The organism is Novosphingobium sediminis (assembly GCF_007991615.1).
Lineage (GTDB): Bacteria > Pseudomonadota > Alphaproteobacteria > Sphingomonadales > Sphingomonadaceae > Novosphingobium > Novosphingobium sediminis.
Window position 1 is genome coordinate 1 of the sequence record NZ_BJYR01000022.1, and the last position, 15,214, is coordinate 15,214.

A 15,214-nucleotide genomic window follows, 5' to 3' on the forward strand; every position below is an offset into this window, starting at 1 on the left:
CGCTGGCGACAAGGTGATCGAACTGTTCGGTGAGGGCAACGATACGGTCAAGAGTTCGGTCAGCTATGCGCTTAGCGGTCCAATGTATCTTTCGGGAACATTCGTCGAAACGCTGCAGCTTACTGGCACATCAGCCATCAATGGCACCGGCAACGGACTCAACAACGTGCTGACCGGCAACAGCGCCAACAACATACTAGATGGCGGCGCGGGGAACGACACGCTTACCGGCGGCGCAGGGTCTGATACATTTTTGTTCTCGTTCCCGGCAAGCGCATCAAACGCCGACACGATCACCGATTTCGCCGCCGGCATCGACCACATTGCGCTCGCTTCTGGCGCCTTTCACGCTTTGCCAGTCGGAGCGCTCAGTTTGGCGATGTTCCATCTGGGCACGGCAGCCGCAACAGCCAACGATCATCTGATCTATGATTCAAGCTCAGGGCACCTGTGGTACGATGCTGATGGAACCGGCAGCGCTGCACAGAACCTGATTGCAACGCTCACGCCGGGCACCCATCTGGCCGCGACCGATGTATTCGTGATTTAGGGCCCGTCCTGTAGAGGTCGAGGCGTTGGCGCGGTCGCAGGAAGAGGCGGGAGCCCCTTTTCTGGCGGGCAAGCCGCCCGATTACCTACATCACCACCGGCATCTCACCCGGCCCCGGCGGCGCATCGGGCACCTCCACTTCGATGCGGCCTGCTTCCACGCGCACCGGGAATGTGCGCAGGTCCGGATAGGCCGCGCCGAGGCATTTGCCCGTCAGCACGTCAAAACGCGCACCGTGGAGCGGGCACATCACCGCGCCGCGCCGCACGCGGCCGGGCGAAAGCAGCGCGGCCTGGTGCGTGCAGCGGTCGTTGACGGCGCGGTAGGAGCCATCGTCTGCGCGCAGCACCAGCACGTGCCAGCCCGCCAGCCGCGCCGCCAACTTGCCATCGGCCGGAAAATCGGCCTCGAGCGTCACTTCATGCCAGTTCGCGCTCATTCTGTTGCTGCCCACCAGTCTTCCATCATCGGGGCAATCGCGCGTGCGACCAGTTCAATGACCGGGGCATCGGCACGGGCGAGATAGGCAATCGCGCCGTGGCCCTGATCAGCAGGCGCACCGCCGAGCACGAGTTCCCAGCCGTCCGCGAGCATCGCCGCGGCGCTATCCGCCACCGAATCGACCCAGACGCCAAGGTGCGAACGGCCGTGCACCAGCATCGCATCATAGGCAGAGCCCGGCACGCTCTCAATCAGCTCCATCCGCAGCGGCCCCTGGTGCGAATAGACCACGCGCAGCTTGGCCGCGAGTTGCTCGCCAGCGGCGTTCCATACCGGCATCGGATCGAAGGTGCGCACCGGCGTCCAGGTGCAACCCATGGTCGCGCTGAACTGCGCCATTGCCTCTTCCAGATTGTCGACAATCACGCCGTGGTGAAAGATACCCGCCAAAATCTCCATTCGCAGCACTCCCGAACGGCCTGCATATCACCAGCAAGCCTATGTTTTAAAATCTAAAATTTGGCTTAAAACACACTGAAAACGATCACTTTACAAGCATACATGAATGTTTTTAAACTGCAATCGGAACCCCGTCGTTCCGGGAGAGAGAGTCCGATGTCCGAAGCCCTCACCGCAGATCCCCCTGCCGACGATCTTGCACGCATGGCGTGGGAACGCGAGCGCAACGGCCCGCCGGTCGATTTCCCCGCGCTGCCTTCGATTCCTGGCGGGCGCTATGTCGATCCCGCATTCCTCGAGCTTGAGGACGCGGGCATGTGGAAGAAGGCATGGCTCTATGCTGGCCATGTCGACCAGCTTCCCGAACCCGGCTCGTGGTTCCTCTGCCGCAACACCGGCTCCCCCGTCATCGTCACCCGCACACTCGCGGGCGACATCCGGGCATACTACAACACGTGCCAACACCGCGGCGCACCTCTCGTAAAGGAGGAGAGCGGGACTTCGCGCGGGTTTGTCTGCGGCTACCACGGCTGGTCCTACACGCTGGAAGGCAAGCTCACCGCCGTGCGGGATCGGCGCGACTTTGCCGAAGACTTCGACTTTTCCTGCCACGCGCTCAGCCAGGTGCGCTGCGAGCTGCTCGGCAGCCTGATCTTCCTCAACGCCGATCCGAACGCCGAGCCGCTGATCCGGCACATCGGCCCGATGGCGAAGGAGCTCGAACAGCTTCAGCTCGAAACGCTGCGCCTCGTCGACAGCCGGAGCTACGAGACTGACTGCAACGTCAAGGTCCTGCTCGATGCGTTCCTCGAGGTCTATCACCTGAAGTCGATCCACGAGAACACGGTGGACCGTTTCCTCGATCACCGCGCGATGATCGTGACGCTCTGGCCCAACGGCCACAGCCGCATGGCAACGCCCAACCGCCGCGAGGGCTGGATCGATCCCGGCACTGTCGGGATGCCCGAAATCCCGACGATCTCGGAGTTCGTCGCGAAGAACAACGTCTCCTATTCGATCTACCCCAACTTCGTGATGCCGCCCGCACCCACCGGCATCCCCCTCCTGCAATTCTGGCCGATGGGGCCGAACAAGACCCGCGTCGTCTCGACCTGGCTTGCGCCCGAGCATGATCCCGAAAACCCGCATCCGCTGTGGGAAACGCGCATCAAGAACTGGGAGCGCATTCTGTACGAGGACCTGCAGTTCGCGCCGCAGATCCAGGAATCGGTCGAAGGCCCGGGCTTCAAGGGCATGTCGCTCAACTATCAGGAGCGCCGCATCTACAACTGGCACGAAGAGCTCGATCGCCGCATCGGCGTCGAGAACGTGCCGGAACACCTGCGCGTGAAACCGGTGCTCGCGCCGTTCATCGTCCGCGAATGACCGATACGCTCTCGCCGCTGGGCACGCCCTGGCGGACCTTCGAGGACCTCGTGGTGGGCGAGACCAAGATCTCGCCCCCGCGCACGGTGACCGAGGCGGAAATCGTCGAGTTCGCCCGCGCGTACGATCCGCAATGGTTCCACACCGATCCGGAAGCCGCGCGCCAGTCGGTGTTCGGGCAGGTCGTCGCGAGCGGCATCCATGTGCTCGCGATCTGGAGGCAGATGGACCATGCGATCAACGGCGACATCGACTTCGTCTGCGGCGTGGGCTGGGACCGCCTGCGCTTGAAGCGCGCAGTCCGCGCCGGAGACACGCTGCGCGTCTCCAGCGAAATCCTGAGCCTTGAGCCATCACGCAGCGGAAAGCCGCGCGGCACCGCTGTCACGCGCTATGTCGTGGCCCTCGAAGACGGCACCGAATGCGTGACCTTCGAGAGCACCAACCTCGTCTACACGCGCGATGCGCGCGACAGATCGGACACGAGCGCCTCGGCCGAGGCATAAGCTTCGGCCATCGCCGCCTCGACTGCTTCGGGCGGGCCATACGTCGGGCGCAAGTGCACCACATGCACGTCGGTAATCCCGATGAACCCCAGCCACGCCTGCATGAAACGCACCTGATGGTCGAGTTCGCCGCCCGGCGTGCCCGCCCGGATATCCAGCGCGCCCGACGCGACGAGGATCGCACGCTTGCCCGCACCAAGCCCTTCGACGCCCGTTTCGGAAACGCGGAATGCCATGCCCGGCTGGGTGATCGTGTCGATGTACTGCTTGAGCTGCCAGGGAATGCCGAAATTCCACATCGGCACGCTGAACACGATTGTGTCGAACGACAGGAAGTGCGCCACCGCCTCGCCGATCTGCGCCCATGCCGCACGAACCTCGTCGGCGACCTCGCGGCCCTCGATCAGCGCATAACGCCCCTCGATCACCGGGCCGGTCAGCGCGGGAAGTTGGGCGCTGCACACGTTCAGCGTCTCGACCGACGCGCCGGGGCTTGCCGCCACCAACCCCTCGATCAGGCGCTCGGCCACCTTCACCGACCGCGAGCGCTCGCCGCGAGGTGAGCCGATCACATGCAGAAGACGCTCGCTCACATATCCCCCGGCTGCTTCTGGCCCGGACCATAGATATAATCGTCGAGCACCTTGTGGAAATGGCGGATGCGCAGTTCCTGCTCACCGATCCAAAGGCCCGGGAAGCTCTCGCTCTTCATCCCCGCCTGCACGGTCGGCAGGTTGTAGGCATCCTGATCGAGCACCTGCCCGATGCTGCGCTCGCCGTGCTTGAAGCGGCGGTGCTTCACGCGCTCGGGCCAGGGCTCGCCTTCGGGCACCAGCTCGAACACCCACACATCGTAGAGCATCTTGTTAGGATCGCTCGCGTGCGGACGCTGGCGGAACATCATGATGTCGTCCGCGTGCACGTTGAGCGCGACGTTGGGGAAGATCATGTAGTGGTAGTCATCGGTCAGCTGATCGTCGTTCAGCGCCGAATAGTCCTTGCCCTGCGCCTTCCCGTGCTTGCGCTTGAACAGCTGCACATCACGGCGAATGTCGCTCACGCGGCCCTCGTAGTCCGCCGGGTCCATCCCCGCATGGCGCATGATCTCGTCGATCGCCGGCGGGATCGTGCTCGGCATGGCAACGCGCGGGGAGATCGCCGCGAAGGGGATCAGATAGCGGTTGTGCCGCTCGTAGCAGTCGATCTGCACGTTCACGTCGTCGAGATACCACTGCAGCTGCGGGTGGATGCCCTGCACGTGATAGGTCTCGTTGAAGGCGTCGACCGAGGCCTTCCAGTTGCAATCCCACTCCACCGTCACGTCGCGTTTCCACGCCATCCGCTCGGGGTGATAGGGCTCGAGGTGATCTTTCAGCGGCGCGATGTAGTCATCGAACGGCTCGACATCCGGGTTGAGCGAGAACCAGACGAAAGCATTCCACTCCGTCACTGGCAGGCTCGGCAGGGTCATCCCCGGAGGGCCGCCCTGCGGGAAGGTGCACAGATCCGGCAGTCGGTCGATCTTGCCGTCGAGCCCGTAGGTCCAGTGGTGGTACATGCAGCGGAACATCTGCGCATTGCCGATGCCTTCCGGCCGCAACCGGTTGCCGCGGTGGAGGCACACATTCGGGAAGCAGCGCAGTGAGCCATCATGCTGACGCACGATCAGCACGCTTTCCTTGCCGATCTCGGTGCAAATGTAGTCGCCGGGGTTCGGGATGTCGTCCGCCCGCCCGCCGAGCAGCCAGACCTTGGTCCAGATATGCTCCCATTCGAGCTTCATGAACGCTTCGGAGTAGTACCGCTCCGCCGGGATCACATCGTGGCCCAGCTCGGGATCGGGCGCCTTGTCCACCGGCGTGCGGCTGGTGTTGGTCTCCGGCGTCACGCGGATCACGTCGACGACGCGCTTCACGTCCATCTTCGACGTGTCCCACGTGACGGGCTTGTGGGTCACAGGCTGGTCCATTTCAGAAGTGCGTCCGGTTGGTGAAGGCGCCATCGACGACGAGGTGCGATCCGCTGCACCAGCTGGCAGCCTCGCTGGCGAGGAACACGATCGCGCGCGCCACTTCCTCGGGCCGGCCCAGCCGGCCCATCGGCTGCTGGCGCAGCTGCGACTGGTAGAACTTTTCCATCGTGCCCTTGATCATGTCCCAGTTGCCGCCCTCGAACTCGATCGGGCCGGGCGAGACGACGTTGACGCGAATACCGTCCTTGCCGTGCGCCAGCGCGAGCTGCTTGCCATAGGTGATCAGCGAGGCCTTCATAGCGTTGTAGGCCTGCGGGCCGCCCATGGCTTCGAGCGCGCTGGTGGTGGCGACGAGGACGATGGAGCCGGACTTGCGCTGCGTCATCACCGGGATCACCGCCTCGATCGCGCGAACCGGGCCCATAACGTCGGTCTCGAAGGCGTTGTGCCAGTACTTTTCGCTGCCCATGCCGCCGCCAGCCGAGCTCAGCGGGATCAGCACATCGACGCCTTCCAGCGCCTCGATCGCCCACTCCAGCAACGCCTTGTAATCGTCCGCCTTCTTCACGTTGCAGGGCTTGCCCACCACGCGCGTGCCATAGCGCGAAAGCGCGGCCACCGCGTCCTTCACGCTATCCTCGCCGCGCGCGCTGATCGCCACGTCGGCGCCTTCGCGCGCCAGGATCTCGGCCACCGCATAGCCAATGCCGCGCGCACCGCCGACGACAATCGCCTTCTTGCCCTGAAGTCCCAGATCCATCTCTTGTCCTTTCCTGCAGCGGGGCTACCTTCGCGCTCATGGCGCATGGCCCCAAATGCCCGCTCCTCTTGTCGCCGCGCACTCTATGGAGGTGCGGCCAAGCCGCCAAGAAAAAAACATGCTTGAATGCTTTTTTATCGTCCGTCATAGCGGACCCAACGCCTGCGAAACGGCCAGACGAAATGGGAGAATCATGGGGCATTCAAGGCTCATCACCAGCACGAGAAGCAAGCCATGAGCGGGCGCGGAAAAGGCCCTCTCGCCGGCGTGCGCGTGCTCGATCTGACCGCCGTGCTGATGGGTCCTTACGCCACGCAGATCTTCGCCGATCTAGGCGCAGACGTGATCAAGATCGAAGGCCCCGCCGGCGATACCACGCGCTTCATCCCGCCGGGTCCGGACCCGACGCGCGGCGCGATGTTCCTCAACGTCAACCGCGGCAAGCGCAGCCTCGCGCTCGACCTGAAGCAGCGGGCCGCGCGCGATGCCGTGCTGCGGCTCGCCAAGGATGCCGATGTCTTCATCCACTCGATGCGCGCGCAGGCGATCGCGCGGCTCGGGCTCGATTATGCCGCGCTAAAGGCGGCGAACCCGAAGATCATCTACGCCAATCTCTATGGCTATGGCCGCAGCGGGCCCTACCGCGACTACCCGGCCTACGACGACATCGTGCAGGCCGCCTCGGGTATTGTCGATCTGCAAGCCAAGCTCTCCGGCGGCGAGCCGACTTACAGCGCCACCGTCATCGCCGACAAGGTGGCCGGCCTCACCGGCGCCTACGCCGTGATCGCCGCACTCTATGCGCGCGAGAAAACGGGCGAGGGGCAGGAAATCGAAGTCCCGATGTTCGAAACGCTGGTCTCCTTCGCCGCGACCGAACACATCTGCGGCTCGCTGTTCGATCCGCCGCAGGGGCCGCCGGTCTACCCCCGCGCCACTTCGCCCTCGCGCCGCCCCTACAAGACGGCGGACGGCCATGTCGGCGTGATGATCTACAACGACAAGCAGTGGCAGGCCTTCTTCCGCGAACTCGGCAATCCGGAATGGTCGAACGATCCAATGTTCGCCTCGATGCGTAGCCGCAGCGAGAATATCTCGGCAGTGCTGGCGAATGTCGAGAAGGTCATGGTAACCCGCACCACTGACGAATGGATGGACCTGTTCCGCCGCGCCGAAATCCCTGCAACCCCTATCGCCTCGCTCGAAGACCTGCTCCACGATCCGCATCTTGAGGAGACGGGCTTCTGGCACAGCGCCGAAACGGAGCTTGGCACCTTGCGCTATCCCGGCATCCCGACGAATTTTTCGGGCACCCCCGGCGCCATCGGTGATCCCGGCCCGCGCCTCGGCGCTGACAGCAGCATAGTTCTTTCCGAAGCCGGGTTCGGCGAAGACGAAATCGCGGCGATGGTCGCTTCAGGAGCAGTCGTGTCATGAGTGGTCCCTCAGCCGAATGGGATGCAGCGCTTGCCGAAGGGCGCTTCCTGATCCAGCAACCGGTGGGCGGCGGAGCATCCGTATTCCCGCCACGCGCCTTCGCCCCCGGCACGGGCGCGGAGCTGGAATGGGTCGAAGCGAGCAGCCTCGGCACCGTCTATTCCGCCACGTGGATCCAGCGCAAACCACCCGAGCCACCTTACAACGTCGTGCTCGTCGATCTGGCGGAAGGCGCGCGGATGATGGGCCGCGTCGAAGGCGTGACGCCGGAGACGTTGCAGATCGGCATGGCCGTCAAGGCGCGGATCATCGCGGGTGAAACCCCAGTCCTAGTTTTCGATCCCGTGGAGCAGACCAATGGGTGATATCTTCCCGCGCGGCCGCGTTTCGGTCGCTGGTGCTTCCACTTTCGGCGTCGGCGAAATGCCCGGTCACTCGACCATCGAGATGGCGGGCAAGGCCGTCCAGCTCGCGCTCGCCGATGCCGCGATTGGCCTCTCCGAAGTCGACGGCCTGTTCATCGCGCTGCCGGACGATCTCTTCGCCGGCCTCAGCCTCGCGCAGTACCTCGGCCTCCACCCGCGCTTCACCGACAACAACCGGGCCGGCGGGGCCTCGTTCATGAGCCACCTCGTGACGGCGTGCATGATGCTCGATGCCGGGTATCTAGATTGCGCGGTGATCGCTTATGGCGCCAACCAGCGCTCCAGCGGCGGCAAGCTCTCCACCCCGGCCCGCCCGGACCGGTGGGACGCGCCCTACAACCCGATGTACCCGCTCTCGTTCTACGCGCTCGCCGCCGCGCGCCACATGCACCAGTACGGCACGACGCGCGAGGAATTGGCCAGCGTCGCCGTCGCCGCGCGCGAATGGGCCAACACCAATCCCGAAGCCTTCGCCAAGGGGCCACTCACCATCGAGGATGTGGTGAATTCGCGCCTCATCAGCAGCCCGATCCGCGCGCGCGATTGCTGCCTCGTGACCGACGGCGCCGCCGCCATGGTGCTCACCCGCACCGACCGCGCCAAGGACGGCCCCAAGCCCCTCGTCCCGATCCTCGGCGCCGCTGCCGCCACGTGGTACAACTCGGTCACGCAGGCTGACGACATCACCATCACCGCCGCCGCCGAATCCGGCGCGCGCGCGATGGCTATGGCCGGGCTCACGCCGGGCCAGATCGACACGGTCCAACTCTACGACGCCTTCACCATCAACACGATCCTGTTCCTCGAAGACCTCGGCTTCTGCGCCAAGGGCGATGGCGGCAAGTTCGTCGCGAGCGGCGCGATTTCGCCAGGCGGCTCGCTGCCGGTGAACACCAACGGCGGCGGTCTCTCGTGCTGCCACCCGGGCATGTACGGCATGTTCGCGATGGTCGAAGCCGTCCGCCAGATGCGTGGGCAAGCAGCCAACCAGATTGCCGGGGCAAAAACCGCACTGGCGCATGGCAACGGCGGCACGCTCTCAGCGCAGGCGACAGTGATCTTCGGGAACGCCGAGACGGTCTGATCCGTCTCATTCACCACCCCTTCGTCATTGCGAGGAGCGTAGCGAAGCAATGACGAGGCCAAGGATGGCACACGACCAACCAAAACCCGCTCATGCTGAGCTTGTCGAAGCATCAAACGCGATCGCCGCGCCAACACCCTTCGACAAGCTCAGGGTGAGCGGGGTATGGGGAAGCCTCCACCATCGTCATCCCCGCGCAGGCGGGGATCCAGGGCGGAGCAGCGCGAGGCTCACCCCAGCCCCAGTTCCTCAATCAGCCCCGCGCGCAGCTTGAACTTCTGGATCTTCGAGGTCGACATCGGCCATTCGCTGACCATGCGCACATGGCGCGGGATCTTGAAGCCCGCGAGCTTGCCCTTGCAGTGCGCGATCAGTTCCGCCTCGTCAGTCGATGCGCCTTCCGCCAGTTCCACAAACGCCGCCGCCACTTCGACATAGCGGTCATCCGGAATGCCGACGACTTGCGCCAGCTTCACCGCCGGATGCGTTTGCAGCATCGATTCAATCTCGGCCGCCGCGACATTCTCGCCGCCCACCTTGAGCATGTCCTTGGTGCGGCCATGGAACATCACGTTCCCACCCGCATCAACCGAGCCGACGTCGCCCGTGTAGAACCAGCCTTCGCGGATCGCCTCGGCGGTCTTTTCCGGCGCGTTGTAGTAGCCCTTCAGCATATGCGGGCCCCTCAGCACGATCTCACCGCGCTCGCCCGCACCGCAATCGCGCCCGGTTTCGGGATCGACGATGCGCATTTCCCAGTCCTCGAGCGGGAAGCCGCAGCGCCCGGTGCGCACCTCGAAACTGTCGTCGAGCCGGCTCGTCGAAACCGTGCCGGCCGCTTCGGTCAGGCCATAGGTCCCCACCTGAATCGTGTGCGGCATGGCGGCGACAACCGCGTCCTTGATCCATGCCGGCTGCACCGCAAAGTTCGAATTCATCACACGCAGCTTCGAGAGATCGGTGGTCTTGAAGGTCGGATGATTGATCAGGTCCTGCATGATCGTGACGAAGCTCGGGTACGCGATCGTCGCGCCTTCCGCGCCAAGCATGGCCAGCGCCTGCCCGGCCTCGAAGTGCGGCACGGTCATGTAGACGCCGCCAAGATCAAGGATCATCGTCATCGGCAGGATGCCCGCGATGTGGAAAATCGGCAGCGGCGACCATACCTTGTCGTCCGCCGTGCAGAGGTAGCGCTTCCCTAGATTCCGGCTGTTACCCACCTGCGCGCGGTGCGAAATCAGCGCACCCTTGGGGTTTGCTGTGGTGCCGCTGGTGTAGAGGATCATCGCAATGTCTTCGGCGTCGACGTCGTCGATCCGCCGGTCGATCAGTTCGCCTTCCGTCCCATCGCCCAGCGCCAGCGCTTCTCCCACCGGCAGCATGCCCTCCGCACCATCGGCATCGAGCGAGATGATCGTGTGCAGCATTGGCGCTTCATCTAGGCTCAGGCCTCGCGCCGGGTCAGCCCCAGCCAGCGATGGCAGCGCCGCACGCACGCGGTCGCGATAATCCAGTCCCTCTGCAACCTTGCCGGCCGTTACCAGCACGACGAGATCGGCATCGCGGGTCAGGTAGGCGAGTTCATGCGACTGGTAGCGCGCATTGATCGGCACCGCGACCGCGCCTGCCATCGCGATCCCGTAGAACGCCTCGATGAACTCGGGGCAGGTCGGCATGAACAGGCCGACATGCTGGCCGGGCTGCACGCCGAGCGCAATCATCGCAGCGGCCCATCGGCGCGCGGCGGAATCGAGCGCGGTATAGGTGATGCGCCGGTCCGGAAATACCACCGCCTCGCGCGGCCCGAAGGCGCCAGCGGAAGCGCGGATCATCCCGCCCATGGTGAGGACAGGTGAAGCGGCGTGTGACGGCTGGTCGGTCATGCATCCCCCGGCCCCAAGGGCCTCTTATTGGTCTTGATGCGGAGATACACAGCACGCTGAAAAAGACAATCATATCTGTCTTTTTCTGTGCGATGCGTTACCCCTTGTACACGCGCGGCATGCGAGTGCCGAGCGATTGATTCGACGCGCTTCGTGCGGGGCGAAAACGGCGGCCAGAATGTGCGTCCGGGGACTTGTCCCCGAACCGGTCAAGGCAGCGGTTTTACGCGGCATGAAAACGCATTAAGGATGGTTTTCAAGGCGTGCCGGGACCGGCGCGCAGCGGTTCAGGCAAGTAAAAGCGCATGGCTCTATCACGCACGCGGGCAGCACGCCCCGCCCCTCGGCCCGCACGCCCGGCGGCTGATCGCACGCGCACCCTCCAGGCGGCGAAAGCGGCTCAGACGCGGGCGCGACTGATCGATGCAACCGTCCGCTGCCTTGTCAAATATGGCTATGCCCAGACGACGACGCCGAAGGTTGCCGAGGAAGCCGGCCTCTCGCGCGGGGCGATGGTGCACCACTTCGAAAACGGTTCGGCGCTGATCAAGGCGGCGATCACCGAACTCCACGAAAAGCGCTTGCGCGCGTTCCGCCGTGCGGCAGACCGGCCCGAACACGAAGTGACCGACCTTGTCGAGACCTATTGGCGCCAGCTGCAGAAGCCCGCGTTCATCGCATTCCACGAACTCGCCGTCGCCGCACGCACCGATGCCGATCTTGCCTCGATCCTCTCGCCGCTGCAGGACGAATTCCGCGAGAAGTTCAACGCGCAGGCCGAAGCGCTGTTTCCGGAATGGCTTGGGTCTCCCAACTTCGCCCTCGCGATGACCCTCTCGCAAACGATCCTCGAAGGCATGGCGATCTCGCTGCAGACGGGCGGCATGGATCAGGCGCAGGTCGAACCAATGCTGCGCCATCTCGAACAGCAGATCCGCACACTGGCACCGGCTGCGAAGGGCTGATCTCAAGCCTTTTTGCGAAGGGTGCCAAGCCTCGCCAAGCCCCCGCACGCCTTGCTCAAATCGCACTCCAAGGATGCAAATCAAAATCAAACCTGTTTGTTTTTTCTGCGCGGGTGTTCTAGCAAGGCGGGAAGAAACGAATGGGGGATGAACCGTTGAACGCGCCTGATCTGCACGCCCCGCGCATCTTCCGTCCCGAACCCGGCGATCCCGGGCGGCCCAAGCGCGGGCTCGATGAAGAAGCGCTGCGCACGCAAACGACGATTTTTCGCGAAGACCTGCTCGCCGGGCACACCATCCTGATTACGGGCGCGGGCAGCGGCATGGGCAAGGCGGCAGCATTCCTCGCCGCCAAGCTCGGCGCAAACGTCGCCATCTGCGGCCGCACGCGCGAGAAGCTCGATGCCACGGCAGACTTGATCCGCGAAGAGACGGGGCGCGAAATCCTCTGCGTCGAGGCCAATATCCGCGATCCCGAAGCGGTCGAGGCGATGATCGGCGCGGTCCACGATCACTTTGGCGGGCTCGATACGCTGGTGAACAACGCGGGCGGCCAGTTCCCGCAGGACGCGATCGATTTCAGCCGCAAGGGCTGGCTCGCAGTGATCGACACCAACCTCAACGGCACCTGGTGGATGATGCAGGAAGCCGCCAAGCGCTGGCGTGCTGACGGCAAGCCCGGCCATGTCATCAACATCGTCGCCAATGTCGAGCGCGGAATGCCGCAGGCCGCGCACACCTGCGCCGCGCGGGCGGGGGTGATCTACCTTTCGAAGACGGTCGCCACCGAATGGGCGCCGCACAATATCCGCGTCAATTGCATCGGCCCCGGCGTGATCGAGACCGAGGGCTTCCGCATGTATCCGGAAGAAGCGCTCGCCCGCTTCCACAAGGCCAACCCGCTCAAGATGCGCGGCAACGCGTGGGATGTGGCCGAAGCGATCGCCTATCTCGCCAGCCCTGCCGGCCGCTTCATCAACGGCGACCTCATGATAATCGATGGTGGGCAGGCCCAGTGGGGCGTGATCTGGCCTGCGGGAATGCCGGACTATTTCTCGGAAGACGGCGCGGCCTGAACCGCCCGCACGAAAAGACAGGAGAGCGAATATGGGCCGGCTAGAAGGCAAGGTGGCACTGGTCACCGGCGGCGGATCGGGTCTCGGCGCGGCGGACTGCGAGGCGCTTGCCGCTGAAGGCGCCAAAGTCGTCGTCACCGACGTGAACCTTACGGCCGCGCAGGCCGTGGCAGACAGGATCGGCGCCAATGCCATGGCCCTCGCGCTCGACGTAGCCGACGAAGCGCAGTGGATTGCCGCCTATGCCGCGACCGAAGCGAAGTTCGGCGGCCTGCATGTGCTGGTGAACAACGCCGGCGTCGTGCTCAATGCCGATGTCGAAGACACCAGCCTCGACAAGTTCCGCTGGGTCAATTCGATCATGATCGACGGCGTATTCCTCGGCATGAAGCACGCGATCCCGCTGATGAACAAAAGCGGCGGCGGCTCGATCATCAACATGTCCTCGGTCGGCGCGCTGCTCGGCTATCCGATCTTCTTCGCCTATTCCGCAGCCAAGGGTGCAGTGCGCTCGATGACCAAATCGGTCGCCGTGATGGCGCAGGTCAAAGGCTACAAGATCCGCTGCAATTCGGTGCACCCCGGCGCGATCGAAACGCCGATGGTCCAGCAGGCCGAAGGCCGCCTCGGGCAGGAAAACGCCATTCCCGACGGCGTCCTGCCGCATGGTTCGGCGGGCCACCCGAAGGACGTCGCCGCGCTGGTCGTGTTCCTGGCGAGCGATGAAAGCCGCTACATCACGGGCGCCGAGTTGGTGATCGACAACGGGCTGACGATCCGGCCGTTCTAAGGTCGGGCAAACAGGCGCAAAAAAGGGGCGCGGAAGTCAGCTTCCGCGCCCCTTTTCGTTTCCTCAGGCCCCCATCATCCGATCAAGCTCAGCATGGAAGTGGCGCAGCCGCCCTTCCTGCTCGCTCCACAGCGGCCCCTTGAAGCCCCGCGAGCGCGCGCCCTTCTGCACCACCGGCAGCAGATCGCTATCCTGATCGAGCACTTCGCCGAGGCACGGCGGTTCGCCGAGCTTGGTGTGGATCACGTCAGGCCGTGTGCGCCCCGAAAGATCGACTTCCTCGCCCATCCCCATCCAAGCCGGGGCCGAATAGCCCGGCGCATCGACATGCCGATAGAGGATGCAGGTGTCGTAGGTGAACTGATTGGGATCAGTCGCGTGCGGGATGAAGCGGTGGAGGAACACCGCTTCCGGGTGGCAACCGATCTGCACGTTCGGAAACACCGAATAGACCACCGAATCCGAAAGCTGGCTGTCGCTGAACCGCTCGTAGCGCAGTCCCAGCTCGTCCGAACGCTTGCGCTTGGCCTGCTGCACGGCGGTGCGCGTTTCCCGCGCAGAACCCTGATAGGTTTCGGGATCGATCCCGGCGTCGCGCAGCATCATCTGGATGCCGGGGTTTACGCTCTCCTGATCAGGGAAGCGCGGGCTTGGCTGCGCGAACGGCACGAATTGGCGACTGAGCCCGCCCGGCCAGAGGTCGATCTGCGTGCGATCATCCATCAGGCACTGCGTCTGCGGGTGGACGGCATGGAGGTGATAAATCTCGGCGAAGGCATCCACGCCGCCCTTCCAGTTCGAACCCCAGTCCGACCGGCGGTGCTGGACCACGTACATCTGGTCGATCTCGTAGAGCTCAAGCTGGCCGAGAATGGGTGCGAGAAACTCTTCCAGCGGTTGGATGTCCGGGTCCATCGAGAGGAACACCAGCCCCGCGGCCACTTCGCAGCGCACCGATGAAAGGTCGGTGCCATGGCACAGCACTTCGGGCCGGAAGGTTTCCTTGTCGGTCACCGAAGTGCACGTGCCATCAAGCGCGAACTGCCAGGAATGAAACGGGCAGGTGAACTGGCCCACCGAACCCAGATCGGCCGTCACCAACTGGCTGCCGCGGTGCGGGCACACGTTGTAGTGCGCCTTCACGGAACCATCCTCATCGCGCACGACGATGAAGCTTTCCGGGCCGATGTCGAACTTCATGAAGTCGCCCGGCTCGGGAATGTCTGACAGCGGGCCAGCCAGCAGCCAGCTTTTCGCGAAGACCTTCTCCCATTCCTTGGCGGCAAACGCGGCGCTCACGTATCGGTCGGGCGAAGGCCGCCCGGTGCCGTTGTCGATCCGCGGTGCGCGCGCATCGAACGGGAAGCGCTTGCCGGTGTGAATGTCCCAAAGGTCCAAGGCGTTCATTTTCGTTTCCCGATCATGATTGCGGGCCGCCATGCAGTCTCCCGCATGGCGACCCGCAGACTTCATCACGTAC

At 64.3% G+C, this 15,214-nt stretch carries 16 protein-coding genes; 9 read left to right on the plus strand and 7 right to left on the minus strand.

All coding sequences use genetic code 11. From position 1 onward, the window contains the following. A partial coding sequence (locus tag NSE01_RS16475; RefSeq protein WP_218033291.1) for a M10 family metallopeptidase C-terminal domain-containing protein occupies positions 1-550 on the plus strand: 550 nt, incomplete at its 5' end. Positions 551-635: 85 nt separating this feature from the next. Here NSE01_RS16475 and NSE01_RS16480 read toward each other — a convergent pair. Both NSE01_RS16480 and NSE01_RS16485 read right to left on the minus strand, forming a co-directional pair. Next, the gene (locus tag NSE01_RS16480) at positions 636-989 is read right to left on the minus strand and encodes a Rieske (2Fe-2S) protein (RefSeq protein ID WP_147160745.1); all 354 of its coding nucleotides are present in this window, start codon (positions 987-989) and stop codon (positions 636-638) included. Continuing rightward, complete coding sequence (locus NSE01_RS16485) at positions 986-1,450, minus strand: VOC family protein (RefSeq protein WP_147160746.1); 465 nt, start codon at positions 1,448-1,450, stop codon at positions 986-988. The genes NSE01_RS16480 and NSE01_RS16485 overlap by 4 nt, the downstream gene beginning before the upstream one ends. Positions 1,451-1,606: 156 nt before the next feature. On the opposite strand from NSE01_RS16485, the gene NSE01_RS16490 reads away from it, so the two are divergent. Further along, the gene (locus NSE01_RS16490; RefSeq protein ID WP_147160747.1) at positions 1,607-2,836 is read left to right on the plus strand and encodes an aromatic ring-hydroxylating oxygenase subunit alpha; all 1,230 of its coding nucleotides are present in this window, start codon (positions 1,607-1,609) and stop codon (positions 2,834-2,836) included. After that, positions 2,833-3,342, plus strand: a complete 510-nt coding sequence (locus NSE01_RS16495; protein ID WP_147160748.1) for a MaoC/PaaZ C-terminal domain-containing protein — start codon at positions 2,833-2,835, stop codon at positions 3,340-3,342. Before NSE01_RS16490 ends, NSE01_RS16495 begins: the two co-directional genes overlap by 4 nt. Here NSE01_RS16495 and NSE01_RS16500 read toward each other — a convergent pair. Genes NSE01_RS16500 through NSE01_RS16510 form a run of 3 tightly spaced genes read right to left on the minus strand, consistent with a single transcriptional unit; the run spans position 3,288 to position 6,074 of the window. Then, entirely contained in the window at positions 3,288-3,935 is a 648-nt protein-coding gene (locus NSE01_RS16500; protein ID WP_147160749.1) for an FMN-dependent NADH-azoreductase, read from the minus strand. The two genes, NSE01_RS16495 and NSE01_RS16500, sit on opposite strands and share 55 nt — an antisense overlap. Further along, positions 3,932-5,311, minus strand: a complete 1,380-nt coding sequence (locus tag NSE01_RS16505) for an aromatic ring-hydroxylating oxygenase subunit alpha (RefSeq protein ID WP_246135255.1) — start codon at positions 5,309-5,311, stop codon at positions 3,932-3,934. Before NSE01_RS16505 ends, NSE01_RS16500 begins: the two co-directional genes overlap by 4 nt. Before the next feature lies 1 nt (position 5,312). Beyond that, positions 5,313-6,074 carry an SDR family NAD(P)-dependent oxidoreductase gene (locus NSE01_RS16510; protein ID WP_147160750.1) on the minus strand — a complete coding sequence of 254 codons (762 nt, stop codon included), beginning with the start codon at positions 6,072-6,074 and terminating at the stop codon, positions 5,313-5,315. A gap of 234 nt (positions 6,075-6,308) precedes the next feature. Here NSE01_RS16510 and NSE01_RS16515 point away from each other — a divergent pair, with 234 nt between their 5' ends. From NSE01_RS16515 to NSE01_RS16525, 3 genes are read left to right on the plus strand one after another with little or no spacing between them, the layout of a single operon-like run. Beyond that, a complete protein-coding gene (locus NSE01_RS16515) occupies positions 6,309-7,511 on the plus strand; it encodes a CaiB/BaiF CoA transferase family protein (RefSeq protein WP_147160751.1) in 1,203 nt (400 codons plus the stop codon). Next, positions 7,508-7,876, plus strand: a complete 369-nt coding sequence (locus NSE01_RS16520) for a Zn-ribbon domain-containing OB-fold protein (protein ID WP_147160752.1) — start codon at positions 7,508-7,510, stop codon at positions 7,874-7,876. Before NSE01_RS16515 ends, NSE01_RS16520 begins: the two co-directional genes overlap by 4 nt. After that, entirely contained in the window at positions 7,869-9,020 is a 1,152-nt protein-coding gene (locus NSE01_RS16525; protein WP_147160753.1) for an acetyl-CoA acetyltransferase, read from the plus strand. Before NSE01_RS16520 ends, NSE01_RS16525 begins: the two co-directional genes overlap by 8 nt. Positions 9,021-9,250: 230 nt before the next feature. Here NSE01_RS16525 and NSE01_RS16530 read toward each other — a convergent pair whose 3' ends face one another. After that, complete coding sequence (locus tag NSE01_RS16530; protein WP_246135256.1) at positions 9,251-10,903, minus strand: AMP-binding protein; 1,653 nt, start codon at positions 10,901-10,903, stop codon at positions 9,251-9,253. Positions 10,904-11,208: 305 nt separating this feature from the next. On the opposite strand from NSE01_RS16530, the gene NSE01_RS16535 reads away from it, so the two are divergent. The 3 genes from NSE01_RS16535 (at position 11,209) to NSE01_RS16545 (ending at position 13,734) form a co-directional block, all read left to right on the plus strand. Continuing rightward, positions 11,209-11,868 carry a TetR/AcrR family transcriptional regulator gene (locus NSE01_RS16535; RefSeq protein WP_147160754.1) on the plus strand — a complete coding sequence of 220 codons (660 nt, stop codon included), beginning with the start codon at positions 11,209-11,211 and terminating at the stop codon, positions 11,866-11,868. Between the two features lie 155 nt (positions 11,869-12,023). Beyond that, positions 12,024-12,944 carry an SDR family oxidoreductase gene (locus tag NSE01_RS16540; protein WP_246135257.1) on the plus strand — a complete coding sequence of 307 codons (921 nt, stop codon included), beginning with the start codon at positions 12,024-12,026 and terminating at the stop codon, positions 12,942-12,944. Positions 12,945-12,975: 31 nt separating this feature from the next. After that, positions 12,976-13,734, plus strand: a complete 759-nt coding sequence (locus NSE01_RS16545; RefSeq protein WP_147160756.1) for an SDR family oxidoreductase — start codon at positions 12,976-12,978, stop codon at positions 13,732-13,734. A gap of 63 nt (positions 13,735-13,797) precedes the next feature. Here NSE01_RS16545 and NSE01_RS16550 read toward each other — a convergent pair whose 3' ends face one another. Then, positions 13,798-15,141 carry an aromatic ring-hydroxylating oxygenase subunit alpha gene (locus NSE01_RS16550; protein ID WP_147160757.1) on the minus strand — a complete coding sequence of 448 codons (1,344 nt, stop codon included), beginning with the start codon at positions 15,139-15,141 and terminating at the stop codon, positions 13,798-13,800. Positions 15,142-15,214 lie beyond the last annotated feature (73 nt).

What these genes read in the sequence shown, in the direction of transcription:
- NSE01_RS16480 (WP_147160745.1), bottom strand. Translation starts at nt 989, where the DNA reads ATGAGCGCGAACTGGCATGAAGTGACGCTCGAGGCCGATTTTCCGGCC.
- NSE01_RS16485 (WP_147160746.1), bottom strand. Translation starts at nt 1,450, where the DNA reads ATGGAGATTTTGGCGGGTATCTTTCACCACGGCGTGATTGTCGACAAT.
- NSE01_RS16490 (WP_147160747.1), top strand. Translation starts at nt 1,607, where the DNA reads ATGTCCGAAGCCCTCACCGCAGATCCCCCTGCCGACGATCTTGCACGC.
- NSE01_RS16495 (WP_147160748.1), top strand. Translation starts at nt 2,833, where the DNA reads ATGACCGATACGCTCTCGCCGCTGGGCACGCCCTGGCGGACCTTCGAG.
- NSE01_RS16505 (WP_246135255.1), bottom strand. Translation starts at nt 5,311, where the DNA reads ATGGACCAGCCTGTGACCCACAAGCCCGTCACGTGGGACACGTCGAAG.
- NSE01_RS16510 (WP_147160750.1), bottom strand. Translation starts at nt 6,074, where the DNA reads ATGGATCTGGGACTTCAGGGCAAGAAGGCGATTGTCGTCGGCGGTGCG.
- NSE01_RS16515 (WP_147160751.1), top strand. Translation starts at nt 6,309, where the DNA reads ATGAGCGGGCGCGGAAAAGGCCCTCTCGCCGGCGTGCGCGTGCTCGAT.
- NSE01_RS16520 (WP_147160752.1), top strand. Translation starts at nt 7,508, where the DNA reads ATGAGTGGTCCCTCAGCCGAATGGGATGCAGCGCTTGCCGAAGGGCGC.
- NSE01_RS16525 (WP_147160753.1), top strand. Translation starts at nt 7,869, where the DNA reads ATGGGTGATATCTTCCCGCGCGGCCGCGTTTCGGTCGCTGGTGCTTCC.
- NSE01_RS16530 (WP_246135256.1), bottom strand. Translation starts at nt 10,903, where the DNA reads ATGACCGACCAGCCGTCACACGCCGCTTCACCTGTCCTCACCATGGGC.
- NSE01_RS16535 (WP_147160754.1), top strand. Translation starts at nt 11,209, where the DNA reads ATGGCTCTATCACGCACGCGGGCAGCACGCCCCGCCCCTCGGCCCGCA.
- NSE01_RS16545 (WP_147160756.1), top strand. Translation starts at nt 12,976, where the DNA reads ATGGGCCGGCTAGAAGGCAAGGTGGCACTGGTCACCGGCGGCGGATCG.
- NSE01_RS16550 (WP_147160757.1), bottom strand. Translation starts at nt 15,141, where the DNA reads ATGAACGCCTTGGACCTTTGGGACATTCACACCGGCAAGCGCTTCCCG.